At 68.1% G+C, this 21,320-nt stretch carries 23 protein-coding genes and 1 pseudogene; 14 read left to right on the top strand and 10 right to left on the bottom strand.

Translation table 11 applies throughout. The features are described 5' to 3' along the window. The coding region (locus FFS08_RS23740) for a hypothetical protein (protein WP_171012781.1) at positions 1-678 on the top strand (678 nt) is incomplete at its 5' end. On the opposite strand, the gene FFS08_RS22960 is transcribed toward FFS08_RS23740, so the two are convergent. After that, the gene (locus FFS08_RS22960) at positions 675-1,082 is read right to left on the bottom strand and encodes a VOC family protein (RefSeq protein ID WP_137864958.1); all 408 of its coding nucleotides are present in this window, start codon (positions 1,080-1,082) and stop codon (positions 675-677) included. The genes FFS08_RS23740 and FFS08_RS22960 overlap by 4 nt on opposite strands. Before the next feature lie 123 nt (positions 1,083-1,205). Here FFS08_RS22960 and FFS08_RS22955 point away from each other — a divergent pair, with 123 nt between their 5' ends. Continuing rightward, a complete protein-coding gene (locus FFS08_RS22955) occupies positions 1,206-2,807 on the top strand; it encodes a phytoene desaturase family protein (RefSeq protein WP_137864959.1) in 1,602 nt (533 codons plus the stop codon). Here FFS08_RS22955 and FFS08_RS22950 read toward each other — a convergent pair. Next, on the bottom strand, positions 2,769-4,061 hold the full coding sequence (locus FFS08_RS22950) for an APC family permease (protein WP_137864960.1): 1,293 nt from the start codon (positions 4,059-4,061) through the stop codon (positions 2,769-2,771). The genes FFS08_RS22955 and FFS08_RS22950 overlap by 39 nt on opposite strands. Positions 4,062-4,078: 17 nt before the next feature. Next, positions 4,079-4,834, bottom strand: a complete 756-nt coding sequence (locus FFS08_RS22945; protein ID WP_137864978.1) for a competence/damage-inducible protein A — start codon at positions 4,832-4,834, stop codon at positions 4,079-4,081. A gap of 46 nt (positions 4,835-4,880) precedes the next feature. Between FFS08_RS22945 and FFS08_RS22940 the strand changes: the two genes are divergently transcribed. Next, positions 4,881-5,828 (top strand): MBL fold metallo-hydrolase, encoded by a 948-nt coding sequence (locus tag FFS08_RS22940; RefSeq protein ID WP_137864961.1) that lies wholly within the window; start codon positions 4,881-4,883, stop codon positions 5,826-5,828. Continuing rightward, positions 5,825-6,649, top strand: a complete 825-nt coding sequence (gene map, locus FFS08_RS22935) for a type I methionyl aminopeptidase (RefSeq protein WP_137864962.1) — start codon at positions 5,825-5,827, stop codon at positions 6,647-6,649. Before FFS08_RS22940 ends, map begins: the two co-directional genes overlap by 4 nt. 306 nt (positions 6,650-6,955) lie before the next feature. Here the strand turns inward: map and FFS08_RS22930 are convergent, their stop codons facing one another. Then, positions 6,956-7,168 (bottom strand): hypothetical protein, encoded by a 213-nt coding sequence (locus FFS08_RS22930; RefSeq protein ID WP_137864963.1) that lies wholly within the window; start codon positions 7,166-7,168, stop codon positions 6,956-6,958. Positions 7,169-7,445: 277 nt separating this feature from the next. Here FFS08_RS22930 and FFS08_RS22925 point away from each other — a divergent pair, with 277 nt between their 5' ends. From FFS08_RS22925 to FFS08_RS22905, 5 genes are all read left to right on the top strand, one after another. Beyond that, on the top strand, positions 7,446-7,784 hold the full coding sequence (locus tag FFS08_RS22925; protein WP_086131131.1) for a P-II family nitrogen regulator: 339 nt from the start codon (positions 7,446-7,448) through the stop codon (positions 7,782-7,784). A gap of 93 nt (positions 7,785-7,877) precedes the next feature. Further along, positions 7,878-9,290, top strand: coding sequence for a type I glutamate--ammonia ligase (glnA, locus tag FFS08_RS22920; RefSeq protein ID WP_137864964.1), 1,413 nt, complete (start codon positions 7,878-7,880; stop codon positions 9,288-9,290). Positions 9,291-9,440: 150 nt separating this feature from the next. Beyond that, positions 9,441-9,941 (top strand): hypothetical protein, encoded by a 501-nt coding sequence (locus FFS08_RS22915; protein WP_137864965.1) that lies wholly within the window; start codon positions 9,441-9,443, stop codon positions 9,939-9,941. Between the two features lie 9 nt (positions 9,942-9,950). Further along, positions 9,951-10,319 carry a hypothetical protein gene (locus FFS08_RS22910; RefSeq protein ID WP_137864966.1) on the top strand — a complete coding sequence of 123 codons (369 nt, stop codon included), beginning with the start codon at positions 9,951-9,953 and terminating at the stop codon, positions 10,317-10,319. Positions 10,320-10,417: 98 nt separating this feature from the next. Further along, positions 10,418-10,858, top strand: coding sequence for a hypothetical protein (locus FFS08_RS22905; protein WP_137864967.1), 441 nt, complete (start codon positions 10,418-10,420; stop codon positions 10,856-10,858). Between the two features lie 67 nt (positions 10,859-10,925). On the opposite strand, the gene FFS08_RS22900 is transcribed toward FFS08_RS22905, so the two are convergent. Further along, a complete protein-coding gene (locus FFS08_RS22900) occupies positions 10,926-13,478 on the bottom strand; it encodes a TonB-dependent receptor (RefSeq protein ID WP_137864968.1) in 2,553 nt (850 codons plus the stop codon). A gap of 246 nt (positions 13,479-13,724) precedes the next feature. On the opposite strand from FFS08_RS22900, the gene FFS08_RS22895 reads away from it, so the two are divergent. Next, the gene (locus FFS08_RS22895; RefSeq protein ID WP_137864969.1) at positions 13,725-15,149 is read left to right on the top strand and encodes an aldehyde dehydrogenase family protein; all 1,425 of its coding nucleotides are present in this window, start codon (positions 13,725-13,727) and stop codon (positions 15,147-15,149) included. Further along, positions 15,146-15,973, top strand: coding sequence for a hypothetical protein (locus FFS08_RS22890; RefSeq protein WP_137871863.1), 828 nt, complete (start codon positions 15,146-15,148; stop codon positions 15,971-15,973). Before FFS08_RS22895 ends, FFS08_RS22890 begins: the two co-directional genes overlap by 4 nt. A gap of 26 nt (positions 15,974-15,999) precedes the next feature. Here the strand turns inward: FFS08_RS22890 and FFS08_RS22885 are convergent, their stop codons facing one another. From FFS08_RS22885 to FFS08_RS22875, 3 genes are all read right to left on the bottom strand, one after another. Further along, positions 16,000-16,974: a quinone oxidoreductase family protein gene (locus FFS08_RS22885; protein WP_137864971.1), complete on the bottom strand. Its 975-nt coding sequence runs from the start codon at positions 16,972-16,974 to the stop codon at positions 16,000-16,002. 14 nt (positions 16,975-16,988) lie between these two features. Next, positions 16,989-18,761, bottom strand: a complete 1,773-nt coding sequence (locus tag FFS08_RS22880; RefSeq protein WP_137864972.1) for an SLC13 family permease — start codon at positions 18,759-18,761, stop codon at positions 16,989-16,991. A 170-nt stretch (positions 18,762-18,931) separates the two neighbouring features. Continuing rightward, entirely contained in the window at positions 18,932-19,144 is a 213-nt protein-coding gene (locus tag FFS08_RS22875) for a hypothetical protein (RefSeq protein WP_137864979.1), read from the bottom strand. Positions 19,145-19,302: 158 nt separating this feature from the next. Here FFS08_RS22875 and FFS08_RS22870 point away from each other — a divergent pair, with 158 nt between their 5' ends. Next, on the top strand, positions 19,303-19,488 hold the full coding sequence (locus FFS08_RS22870; RefSeq protein ID WP_137864973.1) for a hypothetical protein: 186 nt from the start codon (positions 19,303-19,305) through the stop codon (positions 19,486-19,488). 26 nt (positions 19,489-19,514) lie between these two features. Here the strand turns inward: FFS08_RS22870 and FFS08_RS22865 are convergent, their stop codons facing one another. Beyond that, on the bottom strand, positions 19,515-20,135 hold the full coding sequence (locus tag FFS08_RS22865; protein ID WP_137864974.1) for a S24 family peptidase: 621 nt from the start codon (positions 20,133-20,135) through the stop codon (positions 19,515-19,517). 94 nt (positions 20,136-20,229) lie between these two features. Between FFS08_RS22865 and FFS08_RS22860 the strand changes: the two genes are divergently transcribed. After that, a complete protein-coding gene (locus tag FFS08_RS22860) occupies positions 20,230-20,433 on the top strand; it encodes a hypothetical protein (protein ID WP_137864975.1) in 204 nt (67 codons plus the stop codon). Beyond that, the gene (locus tag FFS08_RS22855; protein WP_137864976.1) at positions 20,430-20,747 is read left to right on the top strand and encodes a hypothetical protein; all 318 of its coding nucleotides are present in this window, start codon (positions 20,430-20,432) and stop codon (positions 20,745-20,747) included. The genes FFS08_RS22860 and FFS08_RS22855 overlap by 4 nt, the downstream gene beginning before the upstream one ends. Positions 20,748-20,753: 6 nt before the next feature. Here FFS08_RS22855 and FFS08_RS22850 read toward each other — a convergent pair. Next, positions 20,754-21,320 (bottom strand): annotated as a pseudogene (locus FFS08_RS22850) (hypothetical protein); the annotation flags it as partial.

Raw genomic sequence — 21,320 nt, 5'->3', positions numbered from 1 at the left:
ATCCGGGAGAGCACGACTCTGTGGAAGCTCCCGGCCTCGCCGCCCGGACGCTTTCTCATCGCCGGCTTCTGCGCAGTGGTGTTTGCCGGCGAATATGGCTGGAATACCTGGAAGCTGATCATTCCGGCGCGCGCGCGCTGGCAGCTGATCGCGGCCAAATGGGTCGTTGCGCTCGGCTTCCTGACGATCGCCCTGATCGCGGCCGACCTCATCACGCTGATCGGCAGCTGGCTGGGATCCTTCCAGGGCGACGGCATCCCTGCCGGCGTCACGCTGGCCGCCGTCCTCGAAGCGCATTGGCAGGCGGGCGCCCATGCGCTGCTGCCCATCGTCTACACGATCGCCTTTGCCGGGTTGTTCGCGATGCTCACCCAGTCGATCCTCGCGACGGTGATCCTGTCGATCGCGCTCGTCGTGATCGAGGGGCTCTGGCCGCTGATCGGCCTCTTCCTCCATCAATATGTGCCGGCGCTGACCGAGACGCTGGTCAAGGTGCTGCCCTTCTATCACATGGCCAATCTGAAGGCCTGGGCCACCGGGGCCGGCCTGACGATGCCGCTCGGGCCGAATGCCGTCGTGTCGATGTCCTGGGGGATGTCGTTCGCCGTGCTGATGGGCTGGCTCCTCGCCGTGGCGGCCGCCACCCAGCTCCGCTTCCTGCGGCAGGATCTCAACTAGGCCGGAGCGTCGCCGTCCGGGGATTGCGCCTGGATCAGCCGGGACGGCCAGCCGATGCGGACGAGCATCCCGTCCGGGCCGGCGATCCCCACTTCGTACAGGCCCCATTCGCGATGCCGCAGCACGCCGCCCGGGCGGATGATCAGATCGTCGACCAGCGCGGCGACGGCATCCACTTCCGGGGTCCGGATGAAGACGCCGAACGGGTTGTGCGCCTCCGGCACCTGCCACGGGCCGGACCCCGCCTGGGTGAGGTGCACCTCGCACCCCCAGCCGCTCATGATCGCATAGGCGGCATCGCCGCCGACGCGAGCGAAGCCCAGCCGTTCCCAGAACGGCATCGCGGCAGGCAGGTCGTTGTGCGGAACTATGGCGAACGCGCCCACTGTCGCGGGGATCGGCATCGTGCTTCTCCTTGCTTTCCGGACGATCCTTCGCATGGTCTGGCAGCCCGTGCACCAACGTCGCGGCGGACCGCTTGCGGCCCGTTCGCGATATAAGCCGATGGCGCCAGGAAAGGGAGGCCAATGACCGCCAGATACGACGCCCTGATCATCGGGGGCGGCCATAACGGCCTGGTCTGCGCCTTCTACCTCGCTCGCGCCGGCCTGAAGGTCCGTGTGCTCGAGCGCCGCCATGTCGTCGGCGGCGCGGCGGTGACTGAGGAATTCCATCCCGGCTTCCGCAACTCGACGGCAAGCTACACGGTCAGCCTGCTCCGCCCCAAGGTGATCGCAGACATGCGGCTCCATGCGCGCGGCTGGCGCGTGGTCGAGCGGCGGATCTCGAACTTCCTGCCGCATGAGGGCGGCTATCTGAAGCTGGGCGGCGGGCATGAACGCACGCGCGCCGAGTTCGCGCGCTTCTCGGCCAGGGATGCCGAGGCGTTTCCGCGCTACGAGGAGGCGCTGGAGCGCGTCGCCGCGGTGCTGCGCGACATGGCCCTCAAGACGCCGCCCAATGCCGGCGGCGGCATCCGCGCGCTGCTCGCCGCCGCCGCGCAGGGGCGCAAGCTGGCGGGCATGCCGATCGAGGCGCAGCGCGACACGATGGACCTGTTCGTCAAGTCGGCGCGCGACTTCCTCGATGGCTGGTTCGAGAACGCCTATGTCAAGGCGGCCTTCGGCTTCGACGCGGTGGTCGGCAACTATGCCAGCCCCGATACGCCCGGCAGCGCCTATGTCCTGCTCCACCATGTCTTCGGCGAAGTGAACGGCAAGAAGGGCGCGTGGGGGCATTCGATCGGCGGCATGGGCGCGATCACCCGATTGATGGCGGACGCCTGTACCGAGGCCGGCGTCGAGATCAGCCTGGAAGCCCCGGTCGCGCGGCTGCTCGTCGACGGGGGCCGGGTCGCGGGCGTGCGCCTGGAAAGCGGCGAGGAGATCGCCGCCGAGGTGGTCGCCGCCAATATCGGCCCCGCCCTGCTCTATCGCCAGCTCGTGGCACGCAGCGACATGCCCGCCGACTTCGCCTGGCGCATGGATCGCTACAAGGCCGGCTCGGGCACCTTCCGGATGAACGTCGCGCTGTCCGAGCTGCCGGACTTCACCGTGCTGCCCGGCACCGGCGAGCATCACACCGCCGGCATCATGATCTGCCCGACGCTCGATTACATGGATCGCGCCTATGTCAGCGCGAAGGCCAGGGGGATGTCCGACGCGCCGATCGTCGAGATGACCATCCCCTCCACCGTCGACGACAGCCTCGCCCCGCCCGGGCGGCACGTCGCCGCGCTGTTCTGCCAGCAATTCGCGCCGACGCTCCCCGACGGCCGCAGCTGGGACGAAGAACGCGAGGCCGCCGCCGACCGCATCATCGATACGGTCACGCAGCACGCGCCCAACTTCAAGGCATCGGTGATCGCCCGCCAGATCCATTCGCCGCTCGATCTGGAGCGCAAGTTCGGCCTGATCGGCGGCGACATCATGCATGGACACATGTCGCTCGATCAGCTCTGGGCGGCGCGCCCGGTGCTCGGGCACGGCAATTATCGCGGGCCGATCCGGGGGCTCTACATGTGCGGCTCCGGCACGCATCCCGGCGGCGGCGTCACCGGCGCGCCGGGGCACAATGCCGCGCACGAGATCCTAAGGGATCGCAGCCTGCTCGGCCGTCTTCTCCGCTGAACCGCGCATCAGGTAGAGCGGGATCGCGGTCGCCATCAGCAACAGGCTGAGCCCGATCGCCTCATAGCCGGCGCCCCAGATCGCCCAGAGCGCGAAGACCAGCCCGATCGCGGCGGCGGGCCGCACGACGCCGAGCACCAGCGCGGACAGGCAGGTGCCGGCATAGAACCACAGCGTCGCCGCCGTCGTCACGCGCAGCATGAAGTCGTAGATCGCGGCGGTATCGCGCGAGACGTTGCTGAGCACCAGCACGCTGGCGAGCGCGCTCGACGCGAGCAGCGCCGCCACCGGCACGTCGCGCCCGCTGGTCCGCCCGATGCGCGCCGGGATCACGCCCGCGCGCGCCATCCCCAGCGGCACTTCGCCCTGCAGCAGCACCCAGCCGTTGAGCGCGCCGATCGCGGCCACCGCGGCGAAGCCCGCCACCGCGAGCCCCGCCCAATGCCCCCAGAAGGTCTCGACGAACAATGCCACCGGCGCATTGGCGCCCGCCACCGACCCTTGCGGCATCGCGAAGATGATCCCCGAACAGGCGATCAGATAGAGCAGCCCGGTCAGCCCCACCCCGGTCAGCGTGGCGCGGGGAATGGTCCGGGCGGGATCGCGCACCCGCTCGGCGGCGACGCCGGCGCATTCGAACCCGACCATCGCGAAGAAGGCAAGGGTTACCGCCGATGCCAGCTGGCCGGCATCGAACGGCGTGTGCGGATGCGCGCTCGCGGCAAGATCGCCCTTCGCGCCGAGCTGGGCGAGCAGCAGCACGATGGCGACGAGCGGCACCAGCTTGACGAGCGTGGTGACCACCTGGAACTCGCCCGCCGCCCGCGCTCCGCGCAGGTTGAGCAGCGTGATCCCCCAGAGCAGCCCGACCGCCGCCAGCACCAGGCTCAGCGAAGACTGGGCCAGGGGCGGCCAGAATACCGCCAGATAGCGTATCGCGGTGAGCGCGATGAACGCGTTCGCCGCCCACACCCCCACCCACATCGTCCAGGCGATCAGCACGCCGGGGAGCGGCCCCAGCGCCCGCGCGCAGATCGCCAGCGTGCCCGTCGCCTCGGGCATGGCGCGCGAGAGGCCGGCGATCACCCAGGCGATCACCATCGCCCCGGCGATCGCCGCGATCCATGCCGCCACGCTGGTGAAGCCATAGGGAGCGAGCTGCGCGGGCAAGGCGAAGAAACCCGAGCCGATCATGTTGCCGATCACCAGCGCAGTCGCAGTCCAGAAGCCGAATGGCCGTTTCGATTCCGTCATGCCCGTCCCCCGGAACGTCAGATCCCGCCTTCGACCGGCTCCAGCCCCCGCTCGGCCAGCCCCTGGACCAGCGCGTCGCCGCACGCGTCGAGCAGCGCCTGCTCGGTCGCCCGCACGACGAAGTTGGCGCCGGTCCGGCCATCGCGGAAAAAGGGATAGCTGCCGATCGCCACCCCTTGATGGGCCCGCTCGGTCTCGCCCAGAAACTCGGCGATCTCGCTCTCCGCCACCCAGGCGCCGATGGTGCGCGAGAGCAGCGGGTGGCCGCCCTCCAGCGTGCCGGTCAGCGCGTCGAGCATGCCCGCGGTGATGTGCGGCACCCCGGCCAGGATGAAGAGATTGCCGACGCGGATGCCCGGCGCGCCGGACATGCGGTTGGGGATAAGCTCGGCACCCGCCGGCACCCGCGCCATGCGCAGCCGCGCATCGGTCAAGCCGCCGCGTGTCTCGTAATAGCGCTCCAGCACCGCGCGCGCCTGGGGGTGGATCACCACGGCCACGCCCAGCGCCGCGGCGATCGCCTCGACGGTGATGTCGTCATGCGTCGGGCCGATGCCGCCGGTGGTGAAGCAATAGTCGTAACGCGCGCGCAGCGCGTCCACCGCCTCGACGATCCGCGCCTCGACGTCCGGCACCACGCGCACTTCGGCCAGGCGGATGCCCTGCACGTTCAGCCAGGTCGCGATCTGGGCGATGTTCTTGTCCTGCGTGCGGCCCGAGAGGATCTCGTCGCCGATCACCGCCAGCCCAGCCGTCCAGATGCGTTCGCCCATATCCCCGGCATAGACGCATGCGGCGTCCGCGCCTAGCGTCCCCGTCATGCTGCTCGCCCTCGCCGCCGTCGCGCTCTCTGCCGCCACCCCCGCCCCTGCCCCCTGTCAGGCCGAACTGGTCGTGCTCGGCACCTCGCAGGATGCCGGCACCCCGCAGATCGGCCACCCGGAGGATCCCGGCTGGCGCGACCCGGCGCTGCGGGCCTGGGCCGCCTCGCTCGCTCTGGTCGATCGTGCCGATGGCCGCCGCTACCTGTTCGACGCCACGCCCGATCTGCGCGAGCAGCTGGAATGGCTCGACGCGCACGACCCGAAGCGCACGCCGGGCCTCGGCATCGACGGCATCTTCCTCACCCATGCGCATATCGGCCATTATGCCGGCCTGATGTTCCTCGGCCGGGAATCGGCGAACACCAAGGGCGTTCCCGTTCATGCGATGCCGCGCATGGCCGAATTCCTGAGGAACAACGGCCCGTGGAGCCAGCTCGTCGGCCTGGGCAATATCGCGCTGCAGCCACTTACCGCCGGCACGGCCGCCCGGTTGCCCGACGGCATCACCGTCACGCCCTATCTCGTTCCCCATCGCGACGAATATTCGGAGACGGTGGGTTTCGTCATCGCCGGCTCCGGGCGCAGCGCGCTCTTCCTCCCCGACATCGACAGCTGGGAGAAGTGGGACCAGCGGCTCGAGGACATGCTGGCCAGGGTGGACATCGCCTATCTGGACGGTACCTTCTTCGACGACACCGAACTTGGTGACCCCGCGCGGACGAAGAGCGTCCCCCATCCCCGCATCGCCGACACGATCCGCCGGCTTCCGCCCGCGCTCGCCGCCAAGGTCCGCTTCATCCATCTGAACCACACCAACCCGGCCCGCTTCCCCGATGCGGCGAAGCGCCGCGCGGTGGAGCGCAGTGGCGCGGGCTTCGCCGTGCTCGGCGAACGCTTCTGCCTCTCGCAACCGGGCGCTGATGCGCCTATATCGCGGCGATGACCGAATATGTGACCGTTACTGCCGACATGCCCCAGGCCCGCGATGGCGCGATCAAGCTCCACGGCCCGGCAGGCTTCGAGGGCATGCGCCGCGCCGGCCGCCTCGGCGCCGAGATCCTCGATGCGCTCGTCCCCCATGTCGTGCCGGGCGTCGCGACCGCCGAACTGGACGACATCGTCCGCGAGATGACCGTCGCCGCCGGCGGCGTGCCCGCCACGCTCGGCTATCGCGGCTACACGCACAGCTGCTGCATCTCGATCAACCATGTCGTCTGTCACGGCATTCCGAGCGACAAGACGCTCAAGGACGGCGACATCGTCAATATCGACGTGACGCCGATGCTCGACGGCTGGCACGGCGACACCAGCCGCATGTTCCTGGTCGGCGATGTCGGGATCAAGGCGCGCCGCCTGGTCGACGTGACGTATGAGTGCCTGATGCTCGGGCTCGAGCAGGCCAGGCCCGGCAACCATCTCGGCGACGTCGCCCATGCCATCCAGCACCATGCCGAGAAGCATCGCTACGGCGTGGTCCGCGATTTCTGCGGGCACGGCCTCGGCCAGATCTTCCACGACGCGCCCGAAGTCGTCCATGTCGGCCGCCCCGGCACTGGCCCGGAACTGCGCCCGGGCATGTTCTTCACCGTCGAGCCGATGATCAACATCGGCCGGCCGGATGTGAAGCTGCTCGATGACGGCTGGACGGCGGTGACGCGCGATCGCTCGCTTTCGGCGCAGTTCGAGCACTCGATCGGCATCACCGAGGATGGCTGCGAGATCTTCACCAAGAGCCCGAGGGGCCTCGACCAACCGCCCTATTGAGCATCTGCGCCCTGGGGCGCCCGCATCGTCGGATACCCGCAACGGGTTGCGTCCGCCAGCGGCCGGAAGGCCGGGCGGACGCATGCGGCGGTTGGAGGGAGTGGGCCGTACCGCCGCCGGGGCTCGCTCGGCCCATGCACAGTCAAGTACGGACCGATTCGAACAATTGACACAAGGAATCCCCAGATCGACTGGGGAGTCAATGCAACTCCCCAAGAGCTTTATTCCCATTTTGGACACTATTACTTCACCAGCATGGTGAATATTATTACGTAAATTATGGATTTTACTGAAATATACCCGCCCTCAATGCGGAGACCGTGACCAGAACGACAATTGTTCCTCGGCTCCGGCCGCATCCAGATCGCCGACCTCGCTATGGATCCAGCAGGCCTTGCGCGCTTCGGGGTCCAGCGCCAGCAGTCCATGCGCCATGATGACGAGCGGCCCCGTGGCGACGATCACGTCGCCATCGGGCAGATTGCTCGCGCGCCGATGCAGTTCGGCGGGCAGATCCATGGGCATAGGCTGCATACATCGCACCCCGGTACGCTCGCCGGCACAACGCGATCGCACCGAAACGGTTCCACGAACCGATCGGCGCGATTTGTTGCAGTTGCGCAACGCCTTTCGCCTCTGCCCCCAAATCCGGCACCACATGGCGTGCTGCCCATTTGATAGGCACTTGTTAAAGCGGTGCGGCACGTGCAACCGAGAGGACGAGCCGAGTCCCGCCTCTGGCACGAACCTTGCCAGACGCGCGGACAGGCAAGCCTCATGTGCCTCGGGGGAAACCGTGAAAAAGATCGAAGCGATCATCAAGCCGTTCAAGCTCGACGAAGTGAAGGAAGCGCTGCACGAAGTGGGCGTTTCCGGCATCACCGTCACCGAAGCCAAGGGCTTTGGCCGCCAGAAGGGTCATACCGAGCTCTATCGCGGGGCCGAATATGTCGTCGACTTCCTTCCCAAGGTGAAGCTCGAGGTGGTCGTGGAGGATTCGCTTGCCGACCGCGTGGTCGAGGCGGTTGCCGCCGCGGCACAGACCGGCCGGATCGGCGACGGCAAGATCTTCGTGATCCCCGTCGAGACGGCGCTCCGCATCCGCACCGGCGAGCGCAACGAGAACGCGATTTGACGCAGCGCAACATAGCGCCGATGTAGCGCCCGATTTGGGCAAGATTCTTTCCCGATTCGTCGGGTCAACGAAAGAGAGCGAAAGGGCTTAACAATGGCGAATTCGGCCAGCGACGTTCTGAAGATGGTGAAGGACAACGAGATCGAGTGGATCGATCTGCGCTTCACCGATCCCAAGGGCAAGTGGCAGCACCTTACCATGGTCGCCTCGGTGATCGGCGAGGACGAGCTGACCGACGGCCTGATGTTCGACGGCTCGTCGATCGAGGGCTGGAAGGCAATCAACGAGTCCGACATGATCCTGAAGCCGGACCTGGACGCGGTGTGGATCGATCCCTTCTCGGCCACGCCAATGCTGATCCTGGTCTGCGACATCGTCGAGCCCTCGACCGGCGAACTCTATGCCCGCGATCCGCGCAGCACCGCGAAGCGCTCCGAGGCCTATCTCAAGTCGCTCGGCATCGGCGATACCGTCTATGTCGGCCCCGAGGCCGAGTTCTTCATGTTCGACGACGTCCGCTTCGAGAACAGCTATTCGACCAGCTATTACGCGATCGACGACATCGAGCTGCCGGGCAATTCGGGCAAGGAATATGAGGCCGGCAATCTCGGCCACCGTCCGCGCGCCAAGGGCGGCTATTTCCCCGTCGCACCGGTCGATTCGGCCGTCGACATCCGCGGCGAGATGGTCGCGACGATGCTCGAAATGGGCCTGCCCTGCGACAAGCACCACCATGAAGTCGCCGCGGCGCAGCACGAGCTGGGCCTGACCTATGGCACGCTGGTCCAGACCGCCGACCGCATGCAGATCTACAAGTACGTCGTGCACCAGGTCGCGCATGCCTATGGCAAGACCGCGACCTTCATGCCGAAGCCGATCAAGGAAGATAACGGCTCGGGCATGCACACCCATATCTCGATCTGGGAAAAGGGTGCGAACACCTTCGCCGGCAACGGCTATGCCGGCCTGTCGGATGCGTGCCTCTATTTCATCGGCGGCGTGATCAAGCACGCCAAGGCGCTCAACGCCTTCACCAACCCGACCACCAACAGCTACAAGCGGCTGGTGCCGGGCTATGAGGCGCCGGTGCTCCTCGCCTATTCGTCGCGCAACCGTTCGGCTTCGTGCCGCATTCCGTACGGCGCCGGCACCAAGGCGAAGCGCGTCGAGTTCCGCTTCCCGGACGCGCTGGCCAACCCGTATCTCTGCTATGCGGCGCTGCTGATGGCGGGCCTGGATGGCATCCAGAACCGCATCCACCCGGGCGACCCGATGGACAAGAACCTGTACGACCTGCCGCCGGCCGAGCTGTCGCAGGTGCCGACCGTGTGCGGTTCGCTCCGCGAGGCACTCGACAGCCTGGAAGCCGATATGGACTTCCTGCTCAAGGGCGACGTGTTCTCGAAGGACCAGATCGAGGCCTATGTCGAGATCAAGCGCGGCGAAGTCGCCCGCTGGGAAATGACGCCGTCGCCGGTCGAATACGACATGTATTATTCGGCCTGATCCGCACGGACGGACCGCAAGCGAAACGCCCGGACCGCAAGGTCCGGGCGTTTTCGTATCTGCTTGCCGCCAATTGCACGGAATCGGCGGAATATGCGCTTTCTCCGGCCATTCGCTTGTGATGAATCCCGACAGTCAGGGGAGGATGCGATGGTTCCGGCGATCTTGAAGCGCAGCTTGCTGCTCTGGGCATTCGTGCTCGCGGCCTGCACGGTGCAGTTGGCACCCGCTTATGACCCGGCGCTCGTCCAGGGATTGGATCAGACCAATGCCCAGACGCTCACGCTCTTCGCCGAACTGGAAACCGGCTCACCGGCTTCGCAGTTCGACACCTATGCGCCGCGCTATGCCGCGCTGATCGGCCAGTTCGATGCGCTCCGGCAACAGGCAATGGCCCGCCAGATCCCGCCGCTGGCCAGGCGGCTTGCCAGCCTCAAGCTCGTCGAGAGGATCTGCCGGACCGACAGCGATCCCACCGCGTGTGTGAACACGTCGCCGGCGAGCCTGGCGCAGATCCTCAGCAATCTTCGCCGGATGCGGGACACGCACCGGAGCGCCGGCCTCCAGCCGGACATCGTCGCGCTCTTCCGCGGCGGCTATGATCCGGCGATCGCCCAGGCGCTCACCGTCGAAGCGGCCCTGAAACGCTAAGGAGGACCCATGGATAGTCAGGACATTCTGGGCAACATGGTCGCTGCGCTCAAGGGCGAGCTGGGCCAAGGCTATTCCGTGATCAGCAGCTTCGTCCAGAACCAATGCTATCTGCTCGCCAGACAGGCCGAGAACATCGCCACCTCGCGCGCAACCGGATCGCTCAGGAACGACGACGAGCTGTTCGCCTTTTTCCTCCAGGGCCTCCGGAAGAATGCCGAGGACGCAGCCAAGTCGGTCGTCATGCTGTCGGCGCTGACGATCGAGCAGGCATGGAACGCGATCGCCGGCGCGCTCTGGGGCGGCGTCCGCTCGATCCTGACGGGTGCGGGCGTGCCCGCCCATCTGCTGCCCGAGACACCGCCGCTCAACCTGTGAGACGCCGCCGCGCTTCCGGCCTTGAGCCGGGATGGCGATGGAAGAATATGAATCCCCAACCCATGCTGGCGCCTGCCGGCCGGCCGCGAGGAGCCGAAATGGACGAGACCGATACCCCGCCCGACGCCCATCCCACGCCGCAACCATTGCCGGCGGAAGCGAACCCGCCCGGCTCGCCCTGGCTGAGCGCCCCCGGTCTTGCGCCGCCCTTCGCGCCACCGGGCGCCCCGATCGGCAACCCGCACTGGGCCATGGGGCTCGGAGGCCCGCACACACCCCCACAGGCGGCTCCAATGCCGCTCGCCCCCGGCCCTGCGGCGCAGCATGTGCCGCCGGGGCGGCCCGGCAACCTGCTCGCCGGCATCGCGCTTTCGCCGGGCGGGCTGCTCGGCGGGCATCTGGCAGGCCCGATGCCGGGCGTACAGATCGGGTCGATTGCGGGCACGATCGGCTCGCTCCTCCCCTTCAGCGCCGCCCCGGCGCCGAAGGATGCGCCGCCCGCGCCGTCGAGAAACGAGGACGAGCCGCCGATGCCCTGACCCGGATCGAAAAGATAACGCCCGGCCCTCCTTCCGGAGTGGCCGGGCGCATCCCCCTTTTAACGCGTCAGCGCTTGCCGATCCGCAGGCTCGCGGCAATGCCATAGACGCGCGGCTCGCCGGCGATGAAGGTCGGCATGCCCAGCGCATCGCCGGTATTGCCCGCGTCCTTGATATACTTCCGGTTGAAGATGTTGGTGACGAAGCCCTCGAACCGCCAGCGGCCGTCCGCGGTCTCCAGGCCGAGCCGCGCATCGGCCAGCGCATAGCTGCCCTGTACTTCGTCCTGCACCAGGTCCGGCACCAGATTGTTCGCCTGCAGCGCAGGGATATCGTTGTCGTCGTCGAAGAACACCTTCGACTGCCAGGTGACGCTCGGCGTGAAGTCGATCGTCACCGGGCCGGCCGGAACCTTGAACTGCACCGCCAGCGCGGCGCTGTGATCGGGCGAGAGGCGGAAGCGATTGCCGTCGCGCGCGCCGCTCGCGAAGCGGCTGTGGTTGTACGCATAGCTGCCGAACAGATTGACCCAGCTGGCCGGGCGCCAGCTCACCTGCCCCTCGAAGCCATAGCTTTCGGCGCGGCCGGCATTGACGGTGACGAACACCGTTCCCTGCTGCTCGGTCGTCTGGAAGTTCGAGTAGCGATAGTAGAACACCGAGCCGTCGATGAAGAGCGTGCGGTCGGCGAGCGCAGTCTTCACGCCGGCTTCGTAGCTGTCCACCGTCTCCGACGGCAGCACGCTGAACCTGGCCGCGCCGCCGGGCGCCGCGGGTGCGCTCACGCTCAATATCTCGGGGCGCCGGCCGCGCGCATAGGTGGCGTAGATGTTCGCCTCGGGCGAGATCTCGTACTTGGCCGTGGCGCGCCAGGTGAAGCCGCTGTCATTGTGATCGGCGCTGTAGAGCTGGCCGTTGGTGCCGGTCGGCTGCAGGCCCAGGCCGAACATCGGCACCGGATAGAGCGCCGAGGTCGGGATGTTCGCGGCGCCCGGCACGGCAAGCGCGCCGAGCAGCGCGGTGCGCGTCGCCGCGGGCTGCGAGAGCGCGCCGATGAATCCGCCCAGGATCGAGCGGCCATTGCTCACCGCCGAGGAGAAGCCGGTGGTCTTCGCGTCATGGCTCCAGCGGATGCCGCCGCCGACCTCGAAGCGATCGGTGACGTTGAAGGTCACGTCGCCGAACAGATCCCAGCTTTCGGTGCGGCCGTAGTTGGTGCTGGTCTCCTGGTGCCCGGATTTGAGATTCGCCGCGATCGCCTGGGCCTGCGCGCTCGACAGCGCCACGCCATAGGCTCCCGCGACCCCCTGGAGCAGCGAGCCGGTGAAGGCGGTGTTCGAGAACAGCGCCAGCGGCGCCGGATCGCTCGCCGGGCGGCCCGGGATCGCGCCGCCGCCGTTCAGCGTGTTGGTAAGCCGGGCCAGCGCCACGCGCTCGTCGAACTGCGACGGGGTGCGCTGGAAACCGTTCTCGCGGAAATAGGTGCCGCCCGCAAATGCCGTGAGCCGGTCGTTCTTCCAGGTCAGGCGCAGCGTGCCCATGGTCTGGTTGCCCTGCGCATCCTCGGCGGCGGTAAGCGCGGGAAGCGAGATGCCGTCCGCGTCGAACACTTCGATGCCGGCGAACTTGCGGTACGAGCCGATCGCGTTGAGCGAGAGGTTGGGCGAGAAGTCGTAATTGGCGATGCCGGTCACGCCCCACACGTCGCGGTCGAGGCCGAGCGGCCGGCCACGCTCGAAGCTGCTCGGGCTCGCCAGCGCCGCGCCCGAATTGCGGCCGCGATCGCCGAGCACCGCGCCGGTGACAGGGTCGGTCGGGTTGTAGGCGATCGACTTGAACGAGGTGCCGCTCGCCTTGTCGTGCTGATAGTTGCCGATCAGGTCGAAGGTGAAGGCCCCCGGCGCCCAGCGCAGCGAGCCGCGCACCGCTTCGGACTTGATGCCGTTATAGGCCTCGCCGCCGAGCAGGTTGGCGACATAGCCGTCGCGCTGCTTGATCCGGCTCGCCACGCGGATGCCGACATCGCCGCCAAGCGGCAGGTTCACCGTCTCGTCGATCCGATAGCCGTTGAAGTTCGAATATTGGCCATAGACATAGCCATAGGCATTGTGCGGATCGGCCTTGGCCTGAACCAGGTTCACCGCGCCGATCAGCGCGCCGCGGCCGTAGAGCGTCGATTGCGGGCCCTTGGCCACTTCGACACGCTCCATGTCGAACAACTCGACATAGGAGCCGCGCGACTTGGAGATCGACACGCCGTCCTGGAAGACCGAGACGCGCGGTTCGTTGAAGGCGCTGCCCGAATCCGACGTGATGCCGCGCATCACGAAGCCGGGATTGTTCGGGCTCTGGTTCTGCACGTCGAAGCCGGGCACGAACTGGCCGAGCCGGTCGAACTCGGTGATGCCCAGATCGTCGAGGAACTGGCCCTGCAGTGCCGTGAGCGCGAAGGGCACGTCCATCGGCCGCTGCTCCACCAGCTGCGCGGTGACGACGATCTCGCCATCCTCGGCGGCGGCCGGAGTTGCCTGGGCGGGAGCGGCTTCCTGCGCGGCGGCGTCGGTGGCGGCGAGCAAGGCGATCGGGCTGGCAAGCGCGAGCAGCGCGTAGCGGATGGACATGGAACACTCCCTGTTTGCGGGAGCATTGCCGCCCCCTTGCCCAAGCCGTTGGCCCCGGATCATGACATCCATGTTGCGTCGCAGCGTAAACCGCGTGACTTTCTTCGCTGCCGGCAATCTCTTCCGCGCCGATATCGGCGGCGATGGCCTCCTGGCCCGCCCGGGCCGAGTCGCGCACTTGCGTTGCGAATGGCAACTGTCCATCTAAAAGCCATACCGGATTTTCGAGAATCGGAGAGGCGAGTGATGCGCAGCTATCTGAAGCAGTTCATCGGGGGCGAATGGATCGAGAGCCGCGGAGGCACCCGGCACGAAGTGATCAACCCGGCGACCGAGGAAGCCGTCACCGAGATCACGCTGGGCTCCGAAGCCGATGTCGACCATGCCGTCGCCGCGGCGCGCAAGGCCTTTGAGAGCTTCGCGCGCACCAGCATCGACGAGCGGGTGGCGCTGATCGAAGCGATCCTCGCCGAGTACAAGAATCGCGCCGGCGACATGGCCGAGGCGATCAGCCTGGAGATGGGTGCCCCGATCAGCCTGGCCAGGACCGCGCAGGTCGGCTCCGGCCTCGGCCACCTGATGTCCGCCGCCAAGGCGCTCCGGGAATTCCGGTTCGAGGAGCAGATCGGCAACAGCCTGGTCGTGCACGAGCCCATCGGCGTGGTCGCGATGATCACGCCCTGGAACTGGCCGCTCAACCAGATCGTCTCCAAGGTCGCCCCCGCACTCGCCGCCGGCTGCACCATGGTGCTCAAGCCCAGCGAAGAGGCGCCCGGTTGCGCGATGATCTTCGCCGAGGTGCTCGCCGCCGCCGGCGTGCCCGCGGGCGTGTTCAATCTGGTCAATGGCGACGGCCCCGGCGTCGGCACCGCGCTCTCGCGCCACAAGGGCGTCGACATGGTGAGCTTCACCGGCTCCACCCGGGCCGGCGTGCTGGTCGCCAAGAACGCGGCGGAGACAGTGAAGCGCGTCCATCAGGAGCTGGGCGGCAAGTCGCCCTCGCTGATGCTCGAAGGCGCCGATCTCGGCCGCGCCGTGCAGACCACCTTGTTCAGCGTGCTGATGAATTCGGGACAGAGCTGCATCGCGCCCACGCGCCTGCTGGTGCCCAAGGGCATGCAGGAACAGGTCGCCGCCGCTGCCGCCGAAGTGATGAAGGCCACCCAGACCGGCGACCCGGCCGAGGAAGGCCGCCATATCGGCCCGCTGGTCAACAAGAGCCAGTGGGACAAGGTCCAGGGCCTGATCGCCAAGGGCATGGAGGAAGGCGCGACGCTCGAGGCCGGCGGCCCCGGCCGCCCGGACGGCGTCGAGACCGGCTATTTCGTCCGCCCCACGCTCTTCTCGGGCGTCCGCAACGACATGACGATCGCCCGCGAGGAGATCTTCGGCCCCGTCGTCACGATCATCCCCTATGAGGATGAGGAAGATGCGGTCCGCATCGCCAACGACACCGATTACGGCCTGTCGGCAGTCGTCTTCGGCGATGCTGAGGCAGTGAAGCGCGTCGCCCCGCGGCTGCGTGCCGGCATGGTCTATGTGAATGGTGGCCAGCCCGATCCCAACCTGCCCTTCGGCGGCTACAAGCAATCGGGCAACGGCCGCGAGCACGGCAAGTTCGGCCTGGCCGAGTTCATGGAAGTGAAGGCAATGGTCGGCGCACTGGCGTGATGCGCGCAGCCCTTCTTCCCTTCGCGCTGCTCGCGCCGTCCATGGCGGCGGCGCAGCAGGCCGGCGACAGCTTCCAGCTCGTCCGCACCACCCAGGTCGAGCAGCGCAGCCCCGGCGCGATGAGCAGCACGCAGAACAGCGACGCGCTGATCGAGCGCATCGTCGCAGTGACGCCGGCCGGGGTCGAGCTCGAATACAGCCTGCCGCCCGGCAGCCGGGGAAGCGACTGGACCTTCCCGGTCCGCGTGTTCCAGCCTCAGGACGGCGCGCTCCAGCTGCGCAACCGGCCCGAGCTGGAGGCGCGCATCGACAAATGGCTCAAGGATGCCGGCCTGACCCGCGCCGCGTGCGGCCATTGGATCGCCGGCTGGACCGCCGCGCGCGTCGAATGCGATCCCGAAGCCGCGCTGCGCGCGGTGGATGGCTTCGCGATCGGCCAGCTGAAGCTCGTCGACGGCGCCCCCTATGCCGACACGCGGGCGGCGCGCCCGGCCACACTCAAGGCCAGGCCCGATGGCAAGGGCTTCACCGCCGAGCTGGCGATGGACCCCACCCGGATTCGCGACGAGCTGGCCAGGGCCGATGTCGCGGCGGCCGAAGTCAACGGGCAGAAGCTCAGCCTCGATGTCGCGCGCAAGGCGCATGCGGGCGATCAGGTCTCGGGCACGATCAAGGTGACGATCGACGTGGCCGGCGATGTCAGCCGCCGCACGCGCATCGCCACTCAGACGATTTCCCGGGATGGCCGGACGGAGACGCGCACGACGGCGGAAATGGTCGAGCGCCGCCCGCTTCGGCAGCACGTCGATCCGAACAGCATCTAGCTCCCCGCACGCGAGGAAAGAAAGGATTACGGCACCAGCACCGTAGATCCCGTCGTTTGCCCGGCTTCGAGCGCCCGGTGCGCATCGGCGGCGTCTTCCAGCGCGAATCGCTGGTTTATCTCGACCCGCACCGCACCCGAGCGCAGCACCTGGAACAGCCGCGCGCTGCCGGCGGCGCGTTCTTCCGGCGTCGCATAATAGTCGAACATCGTCGGCCGAGTCACATAGAGCGAGCCCGCCCGCGCCAGCGCCCCCAGGTTCACGCCCTCCACCGGCCCGCTGGCATTGCCGAAGCTCACCACCAGTCCGCGCCGCCGGGCGGAAGCCAGCGAGGCTTCCCAGGTCGCCTTGCCGACGCCGTCGAGCACTACTTCCACGCCCGCGCCGCCGGTGATCTCGCGCACCCGCGCGGCGATGTCGTCCTCGCGCGAGAGCAGCACATGGTCCGCTCCCGCCGCGCGCGCCGGCGCCACCTTGTCGCCATGCCCTACCGTCGCGATCACCGTTGCGCCGATCGCCTTCAGCCACCGCACCGCGATCTGCCCCACGCCGCCCGCCGCGGCATGGACGAGCACCGTCCAGCCGGGCTCGACCCGGGCGCAGCGCTCGACCAGGAACTCCACCGTCCCGCCCTTGAGCAGGGCCGCCGCAGCAGTCTCGTCGCTGATGTCGTCGGGCAAGGCGAACAGGATCTTCGCCGGCACGTTGCGCGCGGTCGCATAGGCGCCGAGCCCCGGCCCGAAAGTCGCCACGCGATCCCCCACCGCGAAATCGGTCACGCCCTCGCCGACTGCCTCGACCATGCCGGCCGCCTCGCCGCCCAGCCCGCTGGGCAGCGGCACCGGATACAGGCCCGAGCGATGATAGGCGTCGATGAAATTGAGCCCCACCGCGGTATTGCGCATCCGCACTTCGCCCGGTCCCGGCGGGGCCAGCGCGACATCGTGCCATTCGATCACTTCGGGCCCGCCGGTCCGTTCGATCCGTGCCGTCCGTTCCATATGTGCGACTCCCGTCAATATACCGGCCATACCCATAGGATCAGCGGCGTGCCCACCACCAGCACCAACGCCGAGAGCGGTGCGCCGAGCCGCGCATAATCACCGAACCGATAGCCCCCCGGCCCCATCACCAACGTGTTGCACTGGTGGCCGATCGGCGTGAGAAAGTCGCAACCCGCGCCCACTGCGGTCGCCATCAGGAACGCCTCGGGGCGATAGCCCAGCTCGCTCGCGAAGGTCGCGGCAATCGGCGCCATCACCAGCACGGTCGCGGCGTTGTTGAGGAAGGGCGTCACCGCCATCGCCGCCGCCAGGATGAGCGCCACGGCGCCCCAGGAGGGCAGCGTCGCAGCGAGGTGGCCCAGCCAGTCGCCGATGATCTGGCTGGCCCCGGTGGTCCGCAGCGCATCGGATACCGGGATCAGCGCGCCCAGCATCACCAGGATCGGCCATTCGATATGGTCATAGGCTTCGCGCACCGGCAGCGCACCGAGCAGGATGGTGAGGCCCGCCGCCGCGAAGAAGGCCACCGCCACCGGCACATAGCCCAGCGCCGTCGCCGCCATCGCCGCGGCGAGGATCGCCACGGGCAACAGCCCATTGCGGGCACTGCCCAGCCGCAGCTTCCGCTGGGCGAGCGGCAGGCAGCCCAGCTCGCCCAGCCGCTCGAACAGCAGCTCCAGCGGCCCCTGCAACACGATCACGTCCCCGGCCTGCAACATGATGGCGCCCAGCCGGCTCGCCAGCCGCTCGCCCTGGCGCGAGACCGCGATCAGGTTCACGCCGAAGCGCTCGTGCAGGCCCAGCCGACCGGCGGTACGCCCGATCAGCGGGCTGTCGGTGCCGATCACCGCCTCGATCACGCCCACTTCGCCCTCGGCGCCGTCAGGCCGCTCGCGCTGCGAGCCTTCGAGCTCCAGCCGGTCGCCGGCGATCACGCGCTCCAGGCTGTCGGGCGCGCCAGCGAGGATCAGCAGGTCCTCGGGCCGCAGCACCGTATCCGGAAAGGGGATCGAGCGGATGCCCGCGCGCAGGATCGCGGTGACCATCACTTCATGGTCGTGGCGTTCGCGAAAGGCAGCGACGGTCTCGTCCACGGCCGGCGAGCCGGCGGAGATCGCGGCTTCGGTCACATAGTCCTGGATGTCGATCGCCTCGCCCAGCGTCGGCGTCGCCCGGCGGTCGCGCGGCAGCAGCCGATAGGCGAAGCGCAGGAAGACGAGCCCCATCAGCGTCAGCCCCAGCCCCACCGGCGCATAGTCGAACATGCCGAAGGGCTGCCCGGTCATCTCCTCGCGCACCCGGCTGACGATGATGTTGGGCGACGTGCCGATCAGCGTGATCAGCCCGCCGAGCAGCGACGCGAAGGACATCGGCATCAGATAGGCGGCGGGCGATGCGTTCGATCGCTTCGCCATCTGGAAGGCCACCGGCATCATCATCGCCAGCGCCCCGATATTCTTCACCAGGGCGGAGGCGAAGCCGACCGAGGCACAGAGCAGCAGCAATTGCGAGCGGATCCGCGTCACCCGCCGCTGGAGCACCAGCATCGCGCGCTCGATCACGCCCGATCGCTGCACCGCGGCCGAGAGCACCAGCGCACTGGCCACGATGATCACGATATCGTCGGAAAATCCGGTAAAGGCCTGTTTGGGCGAGACGATGCCGAACGCCAGCGCCGCGAGCAGCGCGATCACCGCGACCATATCGTACCGCAAACGCCCCCAGATGAAGAGCAGCATCATGCCGACGAGCACGCCGACGGAAAGCAATTGGGGCGTGTTCATCGGGCCTCGTCGACGGGAACTCAGCCCTCAACGCGAGGCGATGGCTTCGGGTCCGTAGCTTCTTGGCACTTGCCCCCTTCCGACAAATATCTCCGTTTCGTCATCGGGGATGACGGTCATTGGACCATCCTGGTTCCAAGGGGATGATCGCCCGGCTTCTTCGGCCCGGCTCAGTGCACGGTCCCCACCGCGCGGCCGACCGACATCAGCACGATCAGCCGCTCGATCTGGCGCCAGCGGCAGAAATGAACGTGGTTGCCGAGGTCGCGGCTGTGGTCGGCACGCGCGGCCGCCTCGCTGCCGGCCAGCTCGCCGAACCGGGCGATGAGTTCATTGGCGTCGGCGATTTCACGGCGATCGCCGAGATAGGGCATCATATCCATGCGCGCAGAGGATTCACGCATCGCGCCAACTTCCTGGAAAGCCACGCTTTGCGCGCCACATGATGCTGAATTTCCGCTAACCATCCCGAAAATGCCGTGCCGCGTGCCCCGACATGGCACAGGTGGCGTCCCGCCTCGGGACGTGGCAGAGGACGCCGATGACCAAGCCCCCCTCCAAGACGCCGATGGCCGGCGGCTTCCTGCTCGCGCTCAGCCTGATCATCGGCGTGTTCGCCGGCATCGCCCGGGGCGAAGCCTCGTTCGGCTTCGTCATCGGGCTCGGGATAGGCGTCGCGTTGCTGGCCCTGGTCTGGCTGATCGATCGGATTCGGATGGGAAGATGATCCCCTCTCCCTAGAGGATTCGCGGCCTAGATCGCCCGCCCCAGCCAAGCCACTCGCCCGATCACGTCCAGCGCCCGCGCCGGCACGATCCGCGCCTCCCAGGCCGGATTGTCCGAGATCACTTCGATTCCGCCCACGCTTGCGCGCAGCCGCTTGACCATCAGCTCGCCATCGAGCCGGACGACGAACACCCCGCCCCGCCCATCGACGCGGCGCCGATCGCGATCGACGAGGATCTCGTCGCCATCCTCCAGCGTGGGCGCCATCGAATCGCCCCGCACCCGGATCAGCGAGGCAGCCTCGGCCCGCACACCGAGCGCGCGCAGCAATTCGGGCGCGAAGCTCCCCGGCCGCCGCCGCGCCTCGCCCTCCACCAGGCCGCCAGGCCCGGCCGAGGCCCCCACGTCCAGCCGCGCCACCGCGACCATCCCCGCTGCTTCGGGCCCGCCCAGCCGCGCCTCCGCCACGCCGAAATAACGCGCGAGCAACGCGCGGTCCGCCTCCGCCAGCAACCGCGGCGTGCCGCGCATCAGATATTGCTGAAGATAGGCCAGGTTGCGCCCGAGCAGCCGCGAAAGCTCGGAAAGGCTCGCGCCGTTTTCCGCGACCATCGCCGCCAGCGCGGCTCGTTGCGCTTCCGGATCCATGACACCTCCATAGTCGAAGGAATTTTCCTAGACAAGTAGGAAATCAGGAACAAACTAGGAACGATCTTGAGCGAATCGAACAGGAGACAGGCGGATGTCGGTGCATCGCAAGATCGAGAAATTCCTTCGGGCGACGGACATGCCGCCCACCAAGTTCGGCCGGCTGGCGGTACGCGATCCGCGCTTCGTCCTCGACCTGCGCCGCGGTCGCGAGCCGGGGCCGCGCATCGTCGCACGAGTCGAGGCCTTCCTCGCCGCGCAGCAACAGCAGGAGCAGCGCCCGGAGTCCGGCCGATGAGCCGCGGCCCCGATGCGGGAACGCTGCTGCGCCGGGCGATCGAGGCAAATGCGGAAGCGGCGGGCTGCCCGGTCGTGCCGGTGGAATCGGACTGGACCCGCTGGGCCAGCGCCACCTTCACCGGCGCGCGGCACCTGCTCGCGCTCGCCGCTCCGCCCTCGCCGGCACTCGACGCGTGGATCGCCCATTTGCCCGAGGCGGAACTGCGCCTGCGCGGCCATCTGGTGGCGGACCTCGTGATCGAGCATGTCCGCCGCGCGGCCGATGCCGTCACGGTATCGCTGGAAGTGCTGACGGTGGAGGAGCGAAGATGACGGCGGTCAAGCCGTCCGGCGCGCCAGGTTGCGCAGCGTGACCAGCGCCTCTTCCAGCCCGCGTTCGTGCTGCTTCGGCTGTGGCGGGGCCGCGGAGGCCAGGCCCTTGTCGGCCACCCCGCGCTCCAGCCGATCGAGCAACGCGTGGATCGAGGCATCGGTCTCCGGCCGCACGATCCGCTCGCGCCTGGGCGGCAGAACCGGGGCCTCGGCGGCGAGCTCCTCCGGCACGTGGCGGCGCACTGCCGGGGTCAGCTCGAAGATCTCGAACCGCTCGCTTTCGTCGAAGATCGACGGGCGCGGTGTGCGGCGCAGCGGAGCGAGCGGAACCGGTGCGGGCTTGGGCACCGCCGGGATCGCCTGTGGATCGAAGGCCGAGAGCGGCTGGTCGAAATCAGTCGGCAGCGTCTGCTCGGCGAAGGGCTGGCGGGCACGCGCATGCATGTCGTGACTTTCGTGATGCTCCGGTGCTTCGGCCACCGGCTCAGAGGCCGAAATCGGGGCCTCCATAGGGTAAACTTCCGAAACTTCCGGCGCCTCGACGGCGGGCTCGGGCTCGGCGGCCGCCACGGG

The organism is Sphingomonas sp. 1F27F7B (assembly GCF_005503355.1).
Classification (GTDB): domain Bacteria; phylum Pseudomonadota; class Alphaproteobacteria; order Sphingomonadales; family Sphingomonadaceae; genus Sphingomonas.
The sequence above is the reverse complement of the archived record's forward strand: the minus strand, read 5'-3'. Positions and strand labels throughout refer to the sequence as shown.

What these genes read in the sequence shown, in the direction of transcription:
- FFS08_RS22960 (WP_137864958.1), bottom strand. Translation starts at nt 1,082, where the DNA reads ATGCCGATCCCCGCGACAGTGGGCGCGTTCGCCATAGTTCCGCACAAC.
- FFS08_RS22955 (WP_137864959.1), top strand. Translation starts at nt 1,206, where the DNA reads ATGACCGCCAGATACGACGCCCTGATCATCGGGGGCGGCCATAACGGC.
- FFS08_RS22950 (WP_137864960.1), bottom strand. Translation starts at nt 4,061, where the DNA reads ATGACGGAATCGAAACGGCCATTCGGCTTCTGGACTGCGACTGCGCTG.
- FFS08_RS22945 (WP_137864978.1), bottom strand. Translation starts at nt 4,834, where the DNA reads ATGGGCGAACGCATCTGGACGGCTGGGCTGGCGGTGATCGGCGACGAG.
- FFS08_RS22940 (WP_137864961.1), top strand. Translation starts at nt 4,881, where the DNA reads ATGCTGCTCGCCCTCGCCGCCGTCGCGCTCTCTGCCGCCACCCCCGCC.
- map (WP_137864962.1), top strand. Translation starts at nt 5,825, where the DNA reads ATGACCGAATATGTGACCGTTACTGCCGACATGCCCCAGGCCCGCGAT.
- FFS08_RS22930 (WP_137864963.1), bottom strand. Translation starts at nt 7,168, where the DNA reads ATGGATCTGCCCGCCGAACTGCATCGGCGCGCGAGCAATCTGCCCGAT.
- glnA (WP_137864964.1), top strand. Translation starts at nt 7,878, where the DNA reads ATGGCGAATTCGGCCAGCGACGTTCTGAAGATGGTGAAGGACAACGAG.
- FFS08_RS22915 (WP_137864965.1), top strand. Translation starts at nt 9,441, where the DNA reads ATGGTTCCGGCGATCTTGAAGCGCAGCTTGCTGCTCTGGGCATTCGTG.
- FFS08_RS22910 (WP_137864966.1), top strand. Translation starts at nt 9,951, where the DNA reads ATGGATAGTCAGGACATTCTGGGCAACATGGTCGCTGCGCTCAAGGGC.
- FFS08_RS22905 (WP_137864967.1), top strand. Translation starts at nt 10,418, where the DNA reads ATGGACGAGACCGATACCCCGCCCGACGCCCATCCCACGCCGCAACCA.
- FFS08_RS22900 (WP_137864968.1), bottom strand. Translation starts at nt 13,478, where the DNA reads ATGTCCATCCGCTACGCGCTGCTCGCGCTTGCCAGCCCGATCGCCTTG.
- FFS08_RS22895 (WP_137864969.1), top strand. Translation starts at nt 13,725, where the DNA reads ATGCGCAGCTATCTGAAGCAGTTCATCGGGGGCGAATGGATCGAGAGC.
- FFS08_RS22885 (WP_137864971.1), bottom strand. Translation starts at nt 16,974, where the DNA reads ATGGAACGGACGGCACGGATCGAACGGACCGGCGGGCCCGAAGTGATC.
- FFS08_RS22880 (WP_137864972.1), bottom strand. Translation starts at nt 18,761, where the DNA reads ATGAACACGCCCCAATTGCTTTCCGTCGGCGTGCTCGTCGGCATGATG.
- FFS08_RS22875 (WP_137864979.1), bottom strand. Translation starts at nt 19,144, where the DNA reads ATGGATATGATGCCCTATCTCGGCGATCGCCGTGAAATCGCCGACGCC.
- FFS08_RS22870 (WP_137864973.1), top strand. Translation starts at nt 19,303, where the DNA reads ATGACCAAGCCCCCCTCCAAGACGCCGATGGCCGGCGGCTTCCTGCTC.
- FFS08_RS22865 (WP_137864974.1), bottom strand. Translation starts at nt 20,135, where the DNA reads ATGGATCCGGAAGCGCAACGAGCCGCGCTGGCGGCGATGGTCGCGGAA.
- FFS08_RS22860 (WP_137864975.1), top strand. Translation starts at nt 20,230, where the DNA reads ATGTCGGTGCATCGCAAGATCGAGAAATTCCTTCGGGCGACGGACATG.
- FFS08_RS22855 (WP_137864976.1), top strand. Translation starts at nt 20,430, where the DNA reads ATGAGCCGCGGCCCCGATGCGGGAACGCTGCTGCGCCGGGCGATCGAG.